This is a genomic window from Paenibacillus sp. FSL R7-0312 (assembly GCF_038004445.1).
Taxonomy (GTDB): Bacteria; Bacillota; Bacilli; order Paenibacillales; family Paenibacillaceae; genus Paenibacillus_AQ.
Genome location: NZ_JBBORE010000001.1, coordinates 5,782,973 through 5,800,678 on the forward strand (window position 1 = coordinate 5,782,973; position 17,706 = coordinate 5,800,678).

Genomic DNA, 17,706 nt, shown 5'->3' on the forward strand with positions numbered 1-17,706 from the left:
TGAATGCATGAAAAATCCCCTTCAACTGCCTGCTGGCGGTTGAAGGGGATGATCTGCCGCATGGAAGCGGCCTGCAATAGGTATAGATGGTTAGGAGAGAATTAATAGGCCAGACTGAATAACCCGTGAATATGGGTTAAATACCGGATATTGCTTGCTTCCTTCATCAGCGTTGCCGGCAGACCCTTCAGCGGTGTGGAATTGCCGCCGACAATCGCTACTCCGTCTCTGCGTCCCAGACTGGCAAGTGTCCCGGAATTCACCGGACTGAAGGTCTCGGAGGCTTTGTCATTCAGGTAAGCGTAAAGGTTATAACCGATCAGTTCACCCATCTGCCAGGCAATTTGTGCCGTTGGCGGATACGGACGGCCGTCCGGTGCGAACACAACCGCACTGTCACCGGCTACAAATACATTCTGGTGTGAAGTGGATTGCAGGAACTCATTCACGGTTGCGCGGCCGCGGTTCACTTCAAGCCCGGACTCACCGATCAGCGGGTTGCCCTGCACGCCGCCGGTCCAGACGAAGGTATTCGCCACAATCTGGCGGCCGTCCTTCAGATCAATGGTATTGCCTGCTACATTCGTAACGGGAAGACCAGTCAGGAACTGAACTCCGCGTTTCTCGAGGCTGGTTGTAGCGCGCTCAATCAGATGATCCGGCAGGACCGGAAGAATCTTCGGTCCGGCTTCTACGAGCAGCAGCTGGATTTCAGCCGGGTTCACTCCATATTTCTTAGTCAGCTTGGGCAATACATCGGCAATTTCACCTACAAGCTCAACACCTGTCAAGCCGCCCCCGCCGATCAGGATGGTTGCATCGGCCGCGTTGCCGCTTTTGGCATATTCACGAATCCGGTCTTCAATATGTCCGTGAATCCGCAGTGCATCCGCCGCCGATTTCAGCACCATGCTGTACTGTTCAAGTCCCGGAATGCCGAAATAAGCCGTCGTGCTGCCCAGACCGACAACGAGAGCATCATAAGTCAGCATTACACCATCTGAGAGGACGATCTGCTTGTTCTCTACCGAGAACGAATTAACCTTGGCAATCTTCAGATCGATATCCTTACCGGCGAACAGCTTCGCAAGTGGCATGGCAACCGCCTGTTCCGAAGCACTACCTGCTGCAAGGCGGTGTAGCTCGGTTATGATCTGGTGTGTTGGATACTGATTAACCACTGTAACTCTGGCTTCAGCTTTGCTCATGTATTTGCGCACGGTTAGCGCACTCAATAAGCCGCCGTAACCTGCACCTAGAATAACTATGTGTTTTGACATCATATTTCCTCCATCCCTACGATTAAGAATTGAACAATAATTACTTACCGGATTGGCGTTCGCCGCTGACCTGCAGGTATGCATTCATGAAACGGAGCACGTTTTGTACCTGCGGGTCCTTGATCATTTTCATCATGCCAAACAGGCTGATGGTTTCACTGCTTGCATCCGCGCGGTCTTTCGCTTCAATAACCGTAGCCGCCAGATTCTTGACAGAGCCTACCACAGGACCCGCCATCTCTTTGATTGCGCCTACCGTATCATTTTTCAATACTTCATCCGTTGCAACCGACTGTACGAAATCGACCGATTTGGTTAATACATTCACCAGTTGGGTAATCTGCGGCAGCTGCTCCACCAGAAGAATCAGGGATTCCTGAACTTCCGGCTTCAGAAGCTGATTCAGCAAATCCTCTTGGGGAAGGCCTGCTGCGGGTATTTCTTGTTCCAAAGGGGTTTGGGTAATGGTTTCTGACATATCGAAGTCTCCTTTACAATGGCATTGCTGCTTAAAAGTATTCATCCACTGAAACTATGTGACTATTATAACATTCCGGTTGTAATAAATGTCACAATGTTTTTGGCTTTATAGCCTTATTTTGTGATTAAAATCACTTCTTTTCTCGCTTTTTCAAAATTTATCGACTATTTGAACTAAAATTCACAATTTACTGTTGTTTAATCATTGACGTACGCTTGTAGTTGTGATATTTTAAGCAAGTAACTTATTGTAAGCTTATTTATTAATATCAGCTATTGATTTTTACTAACCAACATACATATCCCAATGGAGGTCATTATTTATGAGTACTTTTTCAGAATTGGTTCAGTCCCGCAGATCGGCTATGAATTTCGTTGAAGGAGTGCAAATCCCACAGAATGAGCTGGAGGAGATGTTCTCACTGGCCCGCCTGGCTCCATCGGCCTTCAACCTGCAGCACGCCCACTACAAAGTCATCAGCGATGACACTGTGAAGGAAGAAATCCGTAAAGGTGCTTACGGTCAATACAAAATCCACACCGCCTCGGCTGTCATCGTTGTGCTGGGTGACAAAAACGCCTACCAGCAGGCTCCAGAAATCTATAGCGGACTTAAAATGCTGGGAGCCATGAGCGAAGAGGATTATGACCGCACCATTCAGTCTATTAATGATTCTTACACCGGAAAAGACGCTTTCCAGCGGGATGAAGCAATCCGCAATGCTTCCTTGTCAGCTATGCAGTTCATGCTGATTGCCAAAGACAAGGGCTGGGATACCTGCCCGATGATCGGTTTTGATCCGGAGGCGGTGAAAGCTACTCTCGGGCTCAGCGACAACTTCGTTCCGGTAATGCTGATTACGATCGGCAAAGACAACAAGCACAAAATTAGACCGCGCGGCTACCGCAAGCCGGTTAATGAGTTCGTTGAATTTATCTGAGCCTACCCCCGGTCCAGCAAAGTCCCTGTTCAATAGTTGACAGCAAAAAGGTCTTCCGGCAGCTTAACCGGAAGACCTTTTTGCTGTGATTTTATAAGATAAAGCTTCAGTCTGATGTTCATTTGGCATAATGCAGTATAGCCGCTGCCGCGCGTTCCCGCCGCTCCGCATCGGGACTGTGCAGGGCAGCCTTCAGAACAGCCAGCGCCTCAGCTATTGTGGCTTCATCCACACGGGCCGGGGAATGAGCAGTCTCCATATCGCCAGCCGAAGAATCTGCAAGCCACAAATCCATTCTTGCTGCAGGCAGCACCCCTGAATAGCGGGTAACCTCCTGATCCGAAGCAAGCAGTGCTTGTACTGCAGAATTTACAGCTGTACGGGGCAGACTCTTCAGCCAGGTTACCCCGCGCCGGTGCGCAGTTCCGCCCTCCACACTCTCCTGCCGGGCATCATAGAAATAATCACCCAGATCGCCAAGGTATACCCATTCCTCATCCGCAATCAGCACATAATCCCCGTCCTGCATCACGTTGACGAACGTGTCTAAACTGCTGAGAGCTTCTTCCAGCTCCAGCTCCTGCTCCTGATAAGCTCCGGATGCAACCAGCGCGCTGCGGATATCCTCTCTCCCGCTGGACTCCAGATTTCCAATAACGGGATCTCCCGCACATACATAATTATCCTCCAGAAAAGACTTGATTAACCCGCTGCGGGTTCCGTCAAGCCTCACTCCAAACAAACGCATCCTTTTCTTCCTCCTTCAAGTACCCGGATAGCTGAACCGCAACATAACAATCAGTAAATTATACAGCAAACGGCAAGGCTTTTGCCGTCCATTTTATAAGACGGCACTGTTCCAGGGCACCAATTTTGCCCTGCAGGTGAATCAAGCTAGAGATTGTGAAGCTTACCTGCGGACAAATCATGCTGGTGCTAAGAAGCTTAGCAATTGCACTTTTCCTCACCTGAGCTTGTCTGGAGATTGGCTGGAGCATCACGGGCTCATGAACTCATCAGCTTGTGAGGAGGACTGAGATTCCGTTATTTGCGAAGAAATGGCGAATTCGCAGGACATTCGGACTGAGATTCCGTTAATATCCTGAAACGCCTTGTTTTAGCGCTTAAAAGAACAGGATAAAGGATTCTCAGTCCGAATCCTCCGGATCATGAGGCTTTTTGGCGAAATAACGGCCTCTCAGTCCACTTCAGCAAGAAATCCGCTTCGATATACCGGCAATCAGTCCGCGGATTGACACCGCCGATTGCGGTCCAGAGTATTTATCCCTCCTTACAGCGACTGGGTTACGTTGGATCAAGTTTAGAGTGAATAACTATTGTTCTGAATCCTCCTAAAAACTAAGGATAAGGAAGCATAATAGCGCTTACATGATCTTACGGCGAAAAATAACCGCAAATTTAAAGTATTCGCCTTTTTACGGCTGCGGTGAATCCCGGTATAATACAGGTATCAACTCAAGGAACCATACACTGCGGTAAGAACGCATGCGGGGGCAGAATCTCCGGCAGTCCTCTTAAGCAGCTGTACTCCCTGAGCTTGAGACTATATCTTTGATCCTGGCGTTATAGCCTTCAATCCATCCCTACACGAAATGGTATGAGCTTCTTTAAGCTCAAAAGCCCACAATCAATCCTATCGTGGTCAGCGGATGAATTAGAGAAGATTTAACGGGCAGGATAGGCAAATTGACTGCCGCCTCGGACGATTTCTACCCGGCTGAGTACAAAGGATAGGATAAGGAGTCTGAGAAGAACATGGGTATAGTGGTTATAATATAAACCTCTATTGTTGATGAAGCTATCAATAATAGAGGTTTATATGTGTTATAGGGGATTTTTTTAGTTATAGCCGGACAAGCATAAAGCTGACCTTGGCATAGGCTGCTTTAGCGCAGCCCTTCGGCAACTTTAAGCAAAGTCTCTTTGGATACGTCCGGTGATTCTGTGCTTACTTCATGCAGAATGTTCCATTCGCTATTCTCCCCTAGCTCGATCCACTGGATATAAGCATAATAGTTGTTTTGGTTCCCATAAGCTTCTTTATTCACAATATATAAAGCATCTAAAGATCCAACCTTTATCTCCTCAACCGTAGTAGCCCCCGCAAAATTTGCTGTGAGCTGCGCTTCCAGTCCGCTAGGCGTATACTTAACTACAATTGCATCACTTTTTCCTCTTGGACCCTCATATATGAGCTGCGGGCTTACAGTCTTAGCTATTCTATTAGGAGTATTGAAGCTCTTGATCCAGGCATAATCCTCACCGGGCTTGACCCTTTTCGAGAGGACATTGGTGTATTTCTTTACCCAGGATTCGTCTATAATCCCAAGCTGACTGTCAGACCTCGCTTCGGCAAAATAATATCCTTCCGGCAGACTGCTAGGTACAGCCAGCTTTCCTGTAATTGGCTCGATGACCTCCTTCCAGCTCTCTAGATCGGAGAACAGCTGCGGACGGTTTACCTTAAGCAGGTCATATCCCCCTTCGGGCAGTGACACATACAGGAAGGCGGATTCATTCACAGCCAGTTTAGTCTGAATGTCTTCAACAAGCAGCTTCACGTGCTCACCGTGTTCAACGGATTCAGTATAGTCCGAATGAACAATCGCCTCTATTCCAGTAGAACCATATGTAACGGCCCATAACCTATCCGCACCATAAACCACGCCTCCGAACAGCATTATTCCGCAGAGAACAACCGCTATCCTTGCAGTGCCGCGAATGTGTTTTTTGGTTTTCCATTCGTTTTGGGATTTAAAGTACTGATCAAAGCTTGCGGAAATCTGTGTCTCCAGCTGTTCCGGCATTACTGTATTCTGCTTAAAGCTGGCAAACTCCCGTTTCAATTGACTTTCGACAGGCATGTATAGTCCCCCTTCATCTCATCTTCCTCTGTGAATACGGCTTGCTGCCGCAGCTTGCGCATTGCCTTGTGATGCCTGGATTTAGCGGTACCCAGCGGTATCTCCAGGGCAGAGGCAATCTCCTCAAAACTGCATTCCCCATAGTAGCGAAGGACAACAACACTGCGCAGTTTAGGGGGAAGCCCTGCCACCAGCTGAAGCAGCTCTCCCCGCTGTTCCTGCTCAAGGAGCGGTGTATCCGCCCCCGGCAACAACAACTCTGATGCATTCTCCCTGCTGCGGATCTGGATGCGCAGCCTGCGCCAGCTTCTCCGGCTCCAGTTGCTGCATTGCCGTACAATCATTCCGTTCAGCCATGCCCCAAAGGGCCGATTCCTGTCATACTGCGGCAGACTACGGAACAATTCAATGTAGATTTCATTCACTACATCTGCCACATCGCCCTGCCGGTCAACAAGCAGACAGACTGTCCCGTACACCTGGTGCCTGATGCTGTCATGCAGCGCAGTGAAAGCATCCTTGTCTCCTTCTTTCAGCCTTTGCAGACAGCCATGCAGCTCTCCCTCAGTCATCTGTCTCTCTCCTTTCTGTATTGGTTTTCACTCTATATTGGTCCACTGCGGGACAAAGGTTCCCTTTGAGTACAATAAATTCAATCCTTACACAAAAAAAACCGGCCGCCCATGAGTTTCGTCATGAATTGCCGGATGTGGAAGTAATGTATAGTTGTCAAAAACGGTTCTTATCAGCTCTATTCTACATATGCACAGGTATCCACAGTTCCCGCTTCAAAAACTGATAGACTTGTAAGCTCGCCCCTCTCAGCGGGTAATCAGCTATTCTGCAGGCGATTCCGCAGCTCATATCAACTGCCGGCCCTGACAGTCTCCTGACCACTGTACCAGACGGAAGAGTCTGTATTGTAATCTCAGGCACAAAAGCCATCCCAATACCGTTCTCCACATAGAATTTCAAGGAGGACATACTGCCGATTTCCATGGTGTTCAGCGGGGGACCGGCTGCTTCCTGCAAAATACTCTCCAGCTTCTTACGGTAAGGACAATCCGCAGCCGTAATGAGCAGACGGTGTCCGCGAAGCAGGTCCGCAGTAATCTCCTTCTCCGTCTCCAGAGGATGACCTTCAGGCAGCAGCAGCACGAACTCCTCGGTGAAAAGCGGCTCGAAATACAGCTCCGTCCCAAGCTGCGGGGCTGAACACAGGATCATGTCGAGTTCTCCCCGAAGCAGCCGCCCGCTGAGAGCCGCTGTTCCAGCAATCTCTACTGAAAGTACGATCCGGGGAAACTGTTCCATGAATATGCGCAAAAGCTGCGGCAGCCGGTAACTCGCAGTCGGATCGGTTGCACCGATCCGGACGCTCCCAGCTCCGCCCGACTGCAGATCAGCCAGACTGCTCTGCAGCCGCTCCATGTCTTTCACAATCTGCAGGCTCTGCTCATGGAACAGCCTCCCGGCCTCCGTCAGGATCACCTGCTGTTTGCCGCGCTCCAGCAGCTGAACGCCCAGCTGAGCCTCAAGCTTCTGGATCTGCATTGTTACCGTAGACTGGGCGTAGCTAAGCTCTTCGGCTGCACGGTTAAAGCTTCCTGTTCTTACAATGGCCTGAAAGGTTTTTAAAGTTTTGAAATCCATTTGCGCTAACCTCTTTCCAGTAAGACTCCCGTTTTCCGCCGTCCTATCGTTCTTCATTGCATTTTCTACAATAGAATTTGCGTTTTCATGCGCTAAAATCAGTTCTGTTGCACTCCATACAATTGATTTTCTGATTTCTGCTCAAAGTCACTGAATTAACAGAATTCTACTGTACAGAGTGCAATAGGGAATGGCGAATGTCATTCAGCCTGCCCTGAGCTTGAGGGTGTTTCATTTCAGAGTCCATTGACCATCTGCTGTTGAAGTCCCTCTAGTTCGCTCGATTAGTTCAATATTATTGAACCAAGCATTCATTTCATTCAATTATACAAAACCAGGCAAACTGATTACAATTGTACTCAGGATATCCAATAACAATAAGTAGTCGGGAGCGGATAAGGATGGATCTGAGGGGTAAAACCGCAATAGTGACAGGCGGAGGAACAGGTATCGGTCGGGCTACCTGCCTTGAGCTTGCCGGGCAAGGCGTAAAGGTTGCCGTAAATTATTCCCGTTCGGAAGCGGAAGCCCGGGAAACGGTTGACATGATCATAGCGCAGGGTGGGCAGGCCATTGCTGTACAAGCTGATGTGTCCGCAGATGCCGAGGTACGGGCAATGGTAGAACAAGTAGTACAGACCTACGACACTGTAAATCTGCTGGTGAATAATGCCAGCATCACTCAGCATATTCCTATGGATGATCTGGAGGCAGTCACCTCCGAAGTGTGGGATGAATTATACGGCGTGAATGTCAAAGGTATGTTCTTCTGTGCCCGGGCAGCCGCCCCGTATATGAAAAGCAGCGGGCATGGGGCCATCGTCAACCTCGGAAGTATTGCCGGAAATACGGGTGCCGGTTCATCACTTCCTTATGCCGTGTCCAAAGCGGCTGTTCACGGACTGACCCGGTCACTGGCCAAGGCTCTCGCCCCTGACATAAGGGTCAACTGCGTTGCCCCAGGAGCCGTAGCGACGCGGTGGTGGGCAGGCCGGGAAGCGCAGATGCATAAGCTCGCACCGAACCTGCTGCTGCAGAGCATTGCCGCGCCGGAAGATATCGCACGTTTCATCTGCTCCGCGCTCGCTCAGGAAGCCATGACCGGGCAGATCATAACAGTCGACAGCGGACAGACTTTATAGCCTCTACAGCGCTGGCAGATTCATTCTACAAACACCAAGCAGCCCCTCCTCCGCAATAATATGGAGAGGGGCTGTCTGTTCGAAACTGTTCAAGACTCTGCTACTCTACTCACTTGAACTCCTAATCAAGAAGGTTCATTTCCCCATACCAGGCTGCCGGAGATATAGGCTGGAATATTGGCCCAATCGGTATAAGCTGTGCCCGCTGCATTAAAGGAATAATCTCCGGTCTGGGTGTAATTGCTCCAATCCGACTTGGACGCCCGCAGTTGAATGTCTATGCTCTCCCCGGCCGCAAGTGAGCCTGCAGCACTTGTAAATCCAAGCTCCAGGTAATAATCGGCCCCGGTCTTGGCAACCGGAAGCTTCACAAACGTCCCGGTCACATTTGCGCTTCCCACCTGCGACCAGTCGCAGAAGAAGCTCTGGGTCTGCTCACCGTCAATAGTGTAGAAGTATCTGAGCTTTACATCGGCCAGTGAAACTGCAGCCGTGCCGGTATTCATCAGCTTAATCTTCGGGCTCAGCGTATTGGCCGCAGCCGCTGTGCCGCTGTTGTACATCTGAACTTTAAGGCCGCCAGCGGCCGGTGCTGTTGTGTCCACTACTGCAACAGCCAAGGTCTGCGCCGCTCCGGCGCTGAAATTGAAGCTAAGCGTTGTCGTACCCACAGCCTGAGCTGCCAGATACGCCTTGCTGATCGTGACAACTGAGCCGCTCACACTATAATCCGTTCCGGCGGTCAATGTTGCCGCGCCGTTCTTAATGCTGCTCAACGTGTTCCCGTTCAGCGTCATCGTCACGGCGATATCCGCCTGATTCGCCGTCTTCTTGTCGAAGCTGGCGCTCACCGGCGTGATCGCAGAATTGCTGGCCGGCGTTGTTGTATCCACTACCGCAACAGCCAAGGTCTGCACCGCTCCGGCGCTGAAATTGAAGCTCAGCGTTGTCGTACCCACCGCCTGAGCTGCCAGATACGCCTTGCTGATCGTAACTGCCGAGCCGCTCACAGTGTAATCCGTTCCGGCGGTCAACATTGACGCACCGTTCTTAATGCTGCTTAACGTGTTCCCGTTCAGCGTCATCGTCACGGCGATATCCGCCTGATTCGCCGTCTTCTTGTCGAAGCTGGCGCTGACCGGCGTGATCGCAGAATTACTGGCCGGTGCCGTTGTGTCCACAACTGCAACAGCCAAGGTCTGCGCCGCTCCGGCGCTGAAATTGAAGCTAAGCGTTGTCGTACCCACCGCCTGCGCTGCCAGATATGCCTTGCTGATCGTGACTGCCGAGCCGCTCACAGTGTAATCCGTTCCGGCGGTCAACGTTGACGCACCGTTCTTAATGCTGCTTAACGTGTTCCCGTTCAGCGTCATCGTCACGGCGATATCCGCCTGATTCGCCGTCTTCTTGTCGAAGCTGGCGCTGACCGGCGTGATCGTTGAGCCTGCCGCCGGAGGATTCACCGGATCGGCGTATAAGGTGCCCCGGCCATTGGTGCCCAGATATACGCGTCCGTAGATGCGCGGATCTCCGGTGATGGCCATGTTGATTTTGGCATACTGATGGGCATTGTCATTGATCCGTACCCAGCTCGCCCCGGCATTATCGGAGCGGAAGACCCCTCTCACACCGTCGATCTGAGCTACTGTATAGAGTGCCATGTAGCTCTGGCCCGGCGCTGCCTTGCCGAACCCGATGAGGTCAGCCTCATCAACATTGGCCAGCTTGGTGAAGCTTGCACCTGAATTGACAGAGTGCCATATGCCATATTTGTTCTCAACCGTATTGCCGCCGGCGAACCAGATATCGCCTTCAATGCCCGGCATGGCTTTCAGACTGATCTGGGCCTGATTAGGCTGCAGATCGCCGACATTATTGGTAGGGAAGCCTGTTGCCCCCGTAGCCGTGAAGGATGCTCCGCCATCTGTACTTACATAGAAGGTTCCCGCATAGAAGGCATAGAATTTATTCGCATTCACTCTGTCCGAAGCGATTTTGGCTCCCGCCGGAACCCCTGCGCTTGCGGTCCAAGTGTTGCCGGTAGTCTTCGAATAATATACTCCAATATCCGAGGTGCTCCAAAGGATGGAGTTTCCGCTCGCCGATACTGCCACCTGTCCCTGTCCTGCGGTAGTCTTGGTTCCGTTCGAAGGCTCGCCATTTGGCATATACCAATTGATACCCCCATCATTGGAGATTCCAATCGACTTCATGCTTGGTGTCTTCTCCTTATCCGCACCGCCAACACGTACTACATAGGCTGGACTTAACTCAGCATAATCGATGCCGGTTGTGGTTGCCCAGGAGGGACTTGTCTGGAACTTCACCGGTGCTGCAGTGACATCATCATACCGGAAGCCGGACACATCCCCGAGTGCGGTGATCAGGTGCGCTCCTGCTGGAGGGCTGATCAGCCCCAGCACTGCAGTCTCTTCTACTCCCTTCGCCATCACGGAAATATTGACTTTCCCGCCGGTATCCCAAGCGCCTACATTATTTGAACCATAGATGGTCGCACCCGTACCGTACATCATCCGGTTGGAGTTGAACGGATCAATCTCCAGATCCCCCATCATCCAGCCCAGCTTCGGCGAGGGGTCGAGTGAGGTAGAGTCGGTAATGCCATGATTCAGCCATGGCGCAGCGGTAATATCCATGGCAAATTTATAGCTCCGCTCCGGGTAAAATCCCCAATCCCAAATCCGGCTCCAGGATGCACCGCCGTCCTTGCTGCGGAAGATCACTTCATCCGGCCACCACGCATTCAGACTGGAGACCATAACCGTGTCAGGGTCTTGAGCATCCACAGCGAGACCGCCGAACCCGTACCAGTTATCCGTTCCTGTGGAGGGGCTGATATTGGTCCAGACCCCGCTTGTTGTGTTCCATTTCCAGACCTCACCTTTGCTTCCGTCATACGGCCCCACACCGTTACTGTACGTAATGTACAGATCGCCAGTAGATGACAGCACACCATGATGCGGCAGATAACCTACCGGCTGACCAGGCAGAGCAGACCAGGTTGCTCCCCCGTCCGTGCTGCGGTAGACACTGCTTGCCGTATCCGCTACTCCCACATAAATCGTCTGGGTGGCATTCCCGGAGGTGCCTGTGCTTTTATCAAAAGTAATCCAGGATAACCCCACCAGGTCATTGCCGTAATCAAGCGTCGGATTCTGAATATACGTCCCCACATTAGGGAAGGCGCTGACCTTGGACCAGGTGACCCCGGAGTCGGCGCTCTTCCACAGGCCGTTCCCGCTCCGCGCCCCGAAGAACAGGATGCTGTTCTTATTGGGGTCAATCACAAGCCGTTCCCCGGCCGAACGTCCAGGCATATTACCGCCAACCTTGAACGGCAGCGGCGTTGTCTGCCACGTATTCCCCCGGTCGCTGGAGCGCATGATTTGTCCATTTCCGTCCCATGAGTTCGTATAAGTACCGGTAGCCATATACACCTTGTCCGGATTCACCGGATCGGTAGCCAGCGCGTCTACGCCATTCTTGTTCCAGTCCACCCAGCCGACAGAATCACTGATCGATGTCCAGCTGCCGGATGCCTGATTCCAGCGGTAGGCACCGCCGATATCCGTCCGTGCATAGATCAGGTTCGGCTCAGTCTGGTTAAAAATAATGCCCGGAACAAACCCTCCGCCTGCACCGGTAACCACGCTGTTCCAGTTGTAGGCTTCACTTGCTGCGGCATGAGTTACTGCGGGAGAAACGGTAAACAAGGAGCCGGGCATTGCCGCCAGCAGGACAACCATTCCCATTCTTCGGATACGTTTTCGAATCACGGTTCTAACCTCCCAGGTTCTTTCTTTAATAACGCTTTCATTATAGAGCGTTGACAACCTGCACCGTGAGGGAAAACGGTCGAATTCATATGAAAACTGTCAGCAATCATCGTACCATTTTCACACTTTTTATTACTATTTTAACAATAAAAGGTTCTGTTGGAATGTCATCCAAAAGAACCTCGCTTACTAATGCTTCAAAACAAACTCATCCAGCTTGTTGCCGTCTGTATCATACGCCTGATAAGTCAGGGTATCCCCGCTAACCGTGATTCCCGCGAACATCGGTTTGTTATTCTGGAAATGAACCTTATGGTAGAACAAGTCTTCCTTCTTCCCGTTGAATTTGGCCCCGGAGGCGTTGGTCACCACATAGACCGTTCCGCCTGTTGTAACATTGCCACCATCACTCTCGGGTACAATTTGACCGGCGCGCAGCGGATAAGAACGGGAATACTCATGATTATGTCCCTGCAGCACAAGATCCACCTTGTATTTGTCAAAAATCGCCGTCCAGTCCTCGACCTTACTGTACATGTTCCCTCCATACGCCGGACGGTGCATCGCTACGATTGTCCACGGCTTATCCGTACCTGCCAGATCCTTCTTCAGCCAGTCAGCCTGCTTCTTCAGATTACTCTCTGTGTTCAGCACAGTCACATGGACCGGGCCGTAATCGAAGGAATAGGAAGTGCCGGCGATCGAACCCTTGGCCCAGTTATCCGGCAGATTGAAATGTGAGGTAAACAGCTCCGCCTCTTCATCAATCTCGTCATGGTTACCGGTCACCGGCATGAGGGGCACACTGGCCACCCTGTTCTGAACATAGCCAAAGAAGCTATTCCACGCCGCACTATCCTCCGAATCTTCAGTAAAATCACCATTATGCACAATAAACTCTGCTGCCGGGAAGGTCTTGAATGCCTGTTCCAAAGTGTTGCCCCAGATTGCGAAATCCGCATCTGTTACTCCCTGGGAATCCGTAACGTTGATAAAGGTCACCTGACCGCTGTCCGCTTCCGCAGTGCTGAACCCGTATGCGGGGCTCCACTCCTCTTCCTCTCCGCTGCCTACCCGGTAAGTGTAGCGTGTTCCCGGCTCCAGTCCGGTAATCTCGGCTTTGTGCACGCCTGCTGTACCCTGATCCGTCTTGACCGTGGTATTGGCTGCCTGAACCTTAATGACCCCATCTCCGGTAAAATCAGACGTCTTGCCCTTTATTACCTCAAGCCAGCCGTCTGCTCCGGGGTCCCCGGTGTACCAGGTAAAGGCGCGGCTGGTGGCCGCATCCCCCTTAAACGTACTGACCAGATCGTAGAGTGAACCTGAGAATTCAGCTCTTCCCCCTGCGGCCCGCTCCGATTTGAGCCGCTCCAGGCCAAGTGCCAGTATGATCAATACAACGACTATAATTCCGATGATAATAAATGTTTTCAAGTCGTTCATGTACTCCCTCCGCCTGCAGCTTCAAGCTTGCAATCTCTCTGAACCCGCCGGTCGATCTGTTCTGTTTCTCAAATAAGCACCTTATCATATATTAAAAATCATAAGCTACATTGAATCTTCTATTGCTTGGTATTTTTCAATTAGGATGAAGTTTTCATGTAATGCCCTTACACAACACAGCGCTTAAATCCCAAAAATCGCTATAAATCTCTTCAAATATTTTGGAAACTACGGTCTTTTCCATAAACACTGAACTTGGATGAGGTTCCCATTTAGTACGACTAATGCAAGTGACCTTAACAAGATTTGTATCCTCCTTGAATAGGAGCCGTCTCTCAATTCCCTGTTCGTAGAAATCTAATTCAAAGGAGTATATACCCGCTCTTGTTTTCCCTAATATATCAGGGACTTGTTCAATTACAGTACATAGATCCGTTCTACAATCAACAGGCCAATTATCTTGCCCAAAACCACCAACAACGAAAGATACAGATTGTGAAATTTCAAATGCTGTGCATATACACATTAGAATAGCCACTTCATCATCAAGTTCTAAATCAGGTATTAAGTATTCTGTTTCAGGTATACTTTCCAACGGCTTCTCAAATGTTAACTCCATCTTAAAGATATTATATCAGCCCTTCATATTGAGTTAATTTATATGGAATCGTATAATTATCGCCTCTCTAAGCACTCTCAATCAGAACCAGAATAAAAACTCCTTACTAAAATTGTTCACAGCTTATTTGTTCCACTTGTAAATTCTTTAAAACAGGCAAAACACGTTCCAAATACCAACTAAAATCAGTAATATCTATATCATCTTTTGCATTAATTTTCTTTCTTGCTATTGATAAACTAAACATCATTTGATTTGTATTAAAGATTAGTAACTCACATCCAACTTCAGAATCTACCCGCATTAACTCAATTCCAATAATCTCTTTTTGATCCTGCTTTTTTTTCAAGATATCGAAGAAGCTGTCTCTATTAAGTACACTAGATGTCCAATTATAATCATCATCACCCAAAGGCAGTATAGTAATCTCACCATTACTTTTTACGTATGTCCAACCTTCATTTTCAAAGTTTTGAAACAAATCCGGTAACGATAAGCTTTCACGACTATGATTGCTTAAACTTATATTTATAGAGGCTGAGATTGACATGAATCCCCTATCCTTTCCCGTTTCGTACTAGTCATCCTCTTCAACCCCACCAAAGGAAAGAATATGTATATTAAGCCCTAATCCTAAAATCGATATTTTCTTCATCATTTCAGTCGTAAGCTGCAAGCCCATTTGGCCATAACCCGATCTCAAGTAACAATCAATTCCAACATCTTTATAAAGACTTGTTAACTCATTAATTTCTTTAAAGTTGGGAGTTAGATCATTCGGTAAAAGCTGTAGTGCTTCTTCCGGTTCAACTTCTTCAGATATTATTACTTCATATCGCCAAATATCAAAGGGAGCCTGAGTCACTGCTTCTTTTCTGATGGCCTGCCCCTTTTTCAGGATTGAATTTGGTTTAAATGCTAATCTTTTAGTAATGTAATCAAAATCTAAAGCTTCATTACGTATTGTGAAAGAACAACTACCGTTCATCTTCAAAATAAGGAACTCCTTTTAAAATCCGATAATTTTCTCTAATCTCTTTAAGATCATTTCATAGGTTCAATATCATTTTCCTGAAAAATATTGTCCATAAAGTATACTGACATTTGATATCTCCCCGCCATATAACTTCTACATCATTATGTCGTCATACTTGAATATTTCTATCCCAAACACCAGCAGCTACCCGCGTGTAACCCATAAGATCACGTTTACCTGCACCCTCCTGCGTTCCAAAAACCCATCTCACCACATTATGGCTATCAAAATTCATCTTATTAAAATCCTCATCGTAGTCCACAACTACCTCGACACCTAATGCAGAAACAAGTAACTTATTCACCATTTCGGAAGATAACAGTACATTCGAAATTTCATCATAAATAGGCCGGGTAACATCATTAAGCGTATCGCTATCTAAGTATTCTATGTATTTTGTATCCAAAGACACTCTTGTTTCATAGATGGTATCAGTTTTACTTAACATCACTACAAATTTAAAAGACTGGATTTCACCAAATATCAGTAAAATTCGGCCTTTCTCAAGAAGCTCTAGGACTTCTGCAATCTCAACATCCTGCGGGTGGTTTATTAAATCGTTGAACTCCCAATTTCCGATAGATTCAATCTGATTAATATTAGCATCGTAACCTCTTCCTTGAAGGACTTTGAGTAGCCAGCTTAAATCAATTATCCTTTTGGTAAAAGTAATTACATTGAAGTTCGCAGCCATATATCCACCTCCGCAAGCGTCCACAATACATCGGGTCTTGTTAGTTATAACACTCATACCAATATCACTTACAGTATAATACATATCCAGCTATAGTAAGACTAGGCAAATTCCAAATAGTCTTAACTTTGTTGCTTACGGAGGCGAAACAATGAACACTGTACTATTAGACGAATTGGTAGCATTGGTGAACAAGCAGAATCTGCGCGTTTTGAATGTGGTGGTCAGACAGAACGGTGAGCTGATGGCCAGGCATGATTTTGAGGAGGAACAGCCGCACCTACTATACTCTGCAAGCAAAACCTTTACTTCCATGGCTGTGGGGATTGCCGTTCATGAGGGAAATTTCAAACTTGATGATCTTGTAGTAGATTTCTTTCCTGATTATTTCCATACCTGCAGTAATAACACGGAATTTCTGAAAAGGATCACGATCCATCATTTGCTGTGTATGGGGTCCGGGCATGCGGAATGTCCGGTGAATAAGGCGGATTGGAGAAGCGGGCAGAAATGGGATATTGCTGAGCTGTTTTTTGAGGAGCCGGTTGTCTTTGAGCCTGGGACTCATTTCACCTATGATAATTCAGCCACCTATATGCTCTCCAGAATCATTAGCAGCACTACTGGAGCAAACCTGGACGACTATCTGTATGAGAAAATATTCCACCCGCTTGATATTCCCAAGCCGGAGTGGGACAGATGTCCGCTGGGATTCCCGCAAGGGTTCTCGGGGTTACACTTAACCGCAGAGTATTTATCCAGATTCGGACAGCTGCTCCTGAATAAAGGCGCGTGGAACGGGCAACAGCTCATTCCATCCGGTTATGTGGAGCAAGCAACTTCCGTCCAGATAAAGACTGATGATTTCACTCCTGACTTTGCAACCCCAGATTATCACCAGGGTTACGGATATCAGCTGTGGATGAACTCCTATCCTAACTCCTACCGGCTCGACGGAATGTATGGCCAGTATGTAATTATGCTTCCGGATAAGAACGCAGTGGTTACCTATGTATCCAACGAACCGAATAAAATGACCGCGATTATTGAGCTGACCTGGAATACGTTAGTGGATAAGTTGTAAGGCTACATGTGGAAATTCGTGGAACACACCCGGAATAGGTGTCAGTAACTCATCCGTAAAGATTGTTCTCATGTGACCTGTCATTTAGCAGCCGCTTCGCTCGTAGAACCGCCGCACCCGGATAACAGATGGATTTATAACACTTATTGCTCCCGGCTCTGGAGCTTCAGCAAGAACAGTTGGATTTATGTCACTTAATTCTGCCCCTACACCGGGTAATTGCCTGATCCCGCAAAATTAAGTGTTGTTTTTCCAACTACGCCCGGTATGTTAGGGAATTTCCCGGAATTAAGTGTTGTTTTTCCAACTGTTGTTCCCAACCGGCGTGCGTGAGCATCCATAGATAAAGTTTGTTTACAAAATCGCTGGGCACCAGTCAGCGGGAATGCAACCGATCATCGCATAAGCACATCAGCACATCCTGCACCCTCATCCCTAGCATTCCAGCATTCCAGCATTCCAGCATTCCAGCATTCCAGCATTCCAGCATTCCAGCATTCCAGCATCCTAGCATCCTAGCATTCCAGCATATTACGCATTCCCACATCCCAGCATTCTCCCATTCTCACATCCCCACATCCCACATCCCCCACATCCCCCACATCCCCCACATCCCAGCATTCCTCAAACCACAAAGAACCCCGCACCT

General features: G+C 48.7%; 15 protein-coding genes. 3 read left to right on the forward strand and 12 right to left on the reverse strand.

Annotation, left to right across the window (positions count from 1 at the left end; all coding sequences use genetic code 11):
- Positions 1–101: 101 nt before the first annotated feature.
- Together MKX70_RS25555 and MKX70_RS25560 are read right to left on the reverse strand one after the other, a co-directional pair.
- A complete protein-coding gene (locus MKX70_RS25555; protein ID WP_340841693.1) occupies positions 102–1,280 on the reverse strand; it encodes an NAD(P)/FAD-dependent oxidoreductase in 1,179 nt (392 codons plus the stop codon).
- 40 nt (positions 1,281–1,320) lie between these two features.
- Positions 1,321–1,758 carry a DUF1641 domain-containing protein gene (locus MKX70_RS25560; RefSeq protein WP_042136226.1) on the reverse strand — a complete coding sequence of 146 codons (438 nt, stop codon included), beginning with the start codon at positions 1,756–1,758 and terminating at the stop codon, positions 1,321–1,323.
- A 325-nt stretch (positions 1,759–2,083) separates the two neighbouring features.
- Here MKX70_RS25560 and MKX70_RS25565 point away from each other — a divergent pair, with 325 nt between their 5' ends.
- Positions 2,084–2,701 carry a nitroreductase family protein gene (locus tag MKX70_RS25565; protein ID WP_076245312.1) on the forward strand — a complete coding sequence of 206 codons (618 nt, stop codon included), beginning with the start codon at positions 2,084–2,086 and terminating at the stop codon, positions 2,699–2,701.
- A gap of 118 nt (positions 2,702–2,819) precedes the next feature.
- Here the strand turns inward: MKX70_RS25565 and MKX70_RS25570 are convergent, their stop codons facing one another.
- The 4 genes from MKX70_RS25570 to MKX70_RS25585 form a co-directional block, all read right to left on the reverse strand.
- Positions 2,820–3,449, reverse strand: a complete 630-nt coding sequence (locus MKX70_RS25570; RefSeq protein WP_340841108.1) for a hypothetical protein — start codon at positions 3,447–3,449, stop codon at positions 2,820–2,822.
- A gap of 1,159 nt (positions 3,450–4,608) precedes the next feature.
- Positions 4,609–5,529 carry a hypothetical protein gene (locus MKX70_RS25575; RefSeq protein WP_156123109.1) on the reverse strand — a complete coding sequence of 307 codons (921 nt, stop codon included), beginning with the start codon at positions 5,527–5,529 and terminating at the stop codon, positions 4,609–4,611.
- Positions 5,530–5,564: 35 nt separating this feature from the next.
- Complete coding sequence (locus MKX70_RS25580) at positions 5,565–6,158, reverse strand: sigma-70 family RNA polymerase sigma factor (protein ID WP_340841109.1); 594 nt, start codon at positions 6,156–6,158, stop codon at positions 5,565–5,567.
- Between the two features lie 184 nt (positions 6,159–6,342).
- A complete protein-coding gene (locus tag MKX70_RS25585) occupies positions 6,343–7,239 on the reverse strand; it encodes a LysR family transcriptional regulator (RefSeq protein ID WP_042235508.1) in 897 nt (298 codons plus the stop codon).
- A gap of 401 nt (positions 7,240–7,640) precedes the next feature.
- Between MKX70_RS25585 and MKX70_RS25590 the strand changes: the two genes are divergently transcribed.
- Positions 7,641–8,381, forward strand: a complete 741-nt coding sequence (locus MKX70_RS25590; protein WP_042235504.1) for an SDR family NAD(P)-dependent oxidoreductase — start codon at positions 7,641–7,643, stop codon at positions 8,379–8,381.
- Positions 8,382–8,506: 125 nt separating this feature from the next.
- Here the strand turns inward: MKX70_RS25590 and MKX70_RS25595 are convergent, their stop codons facing one another.
- From MKX70_RS25595 to MKX70_RS25620, 6 genes are all read right to left on the reverse strand, one after another.
- Positions 8,507–12,175, reverse strand: a complete 3,669-nt coding sequence (locus MKX70_RS25595; protein ID WP_445323716.1) for a X2-like carbohydrate binding domain-containing protein — start codon at positions 12,173–12,175, stop codon at positions 8,507–8,509.
- Between the two features lie 192 nt (positions 12,176–12,367).
- Positions 12,368–13,624, reverse strand: a complete 1,257-nt coding sequence (locus MKX70_RS25600; RefSeq protein ID WP_042235502.1) for a purple acid phosphatase family protein — start codon at positions 13,622–13,624, stop codon at positions 12,368–12,370.
- Between the two features lie 154 nt (positions 13,625–13,778).
- Positions 13,779–14,219, reverse strand: coding sequence for a hypothetical protein (locus MKX70_RS25605; protein ID WP_340841110.1), 441 nt, complete (start codon positions 14,217–14,219; stop codon positions 13,779–13,781).
- A 130-nt stretch (positions 14,220–14,349) separates the two neighbouring features.
- Positions 14,350–14,793, reverse strand: coding sequence for a hypothetical protein (locus MKX70_RS25610; RefSeq protein WP_042235500.1), 444 nt, complete (start codon positions 14,791–14,793; stop codon positions 14,350–14,352).
- A gap of 27 nt (positions 14,794–14,820) precedes the next feature.
- Positions 14,821–15,231 (reverse strand): DUF4279 domain-containing protein, encoded by a 411-nt coding sequence (locus MKX70_RS25615; protein WP_340790213.1) that lies wholly within the window; start codon positions 15,229–15,231, stop codon positions 14,821–14,823.
- A 157-nt stretch (positions 15,232–15,388) separates the two neighbouring features.
- Positions 15,389–15,973: a hypothetical protein gene (locus MKX70_RS25620; protein ID WP_042235496.1), complete on the reverse strand. Its 585-nt coding sequence runs from the start codon at positions 15,971–15,973 to the stop codon at positions 15,389–15,391.
- Positions 15,974–16,124: 151 nt separating this feature from the next.
- Here MKX70_RS25620 and MKX70_RS25625 point away from each other — a divergent pair, with 151 nt between their 5' ends.
- Positions 16,125–17,057 (forward strand): serine hydrolase domain-containing protein, encoded by a 933-nt coding sequence (locus MKX70_RS25625; RefSeq protein WP_042235495.1) that lies wholly within the window; start codon positions 16,125–16,127, stop codon positions 17,055–17,057.
- Positions 17,058–17,706 lie beyond the last annotated feature (649 nt).